1 protein-coding gene is annotated in these 550 nt (G+C 73.1%); it reads left to right on the top strand.

Annotated features, from left to right (window positions below; genetic code table 11):
• Positions 1-550: phosphopantetheine-binding protein (locus tag ACSNN9_RS28620; protein ID WP_436676412.1), on the top strand; the 550-nt coding region annotated here is incomplete at both ends.

The following is a 550-nucleotide window of genomic DNA, read 5'->3' as shown; positions in this document are numbered from 1 at the left end:
ACCTCGTACCCCACAGCATCATCGCCCTGCCCCACCTCCCCCTCACCCGCAACGGCAAGATCGACCGCAACGCCCTCCCCGCACCGGACCTCACCGCGCGCGGCGAAGCGCCCCGCGACGACCTGGAGCGGCGGGTGGCGCAGGTGTGGGCAGACGTGATCGGTCGGCGGCCCGGCCGCGACGACAACTTCTTCGCCTTCGGCGGGCACTCCATGCAGGCCACCATGATCGCCGCCCGGCTGCGCGAGCATTTCGACGTGCCGGTCTCGGCGGCGATCGTGTTCGAGGCGCAGACCGTGGCCGCGATGGCCGACCAGCTACGGGCCGAGACGCCGCCGGCCGCCCCGCCGGCCTTCGCGGGACCGCGCGAGCCGCAGGGGCGGGCTCCCGGATCGGCCGGGGACGCCGTCGCCCGATCGGTCGGTAAGGCCGCTCCGGGGTCGTCGCCGGGTCGGGTGTTGTCGTTCGCGCAACAACGCCTGTGGTTCCTGCACACCCTCGACCCGAAATCCACCGCCTACAACACCCAGACCGCCTGGCACATCGACGG

The organism is Micromonospora sp. URMC 107 (assembly GCF_051386315.1).
Taxonomy (GTDB): domain Bacteria; phylum Actinomycetota; class Actinomycetes; order Mycobacteriales; family Micromonosporaceae; genus Micromonospora.
Note: the sequence above shows the minus strand (reverse complement) of the source record. Positions and strands in the feature narration are given on the sequence as shown.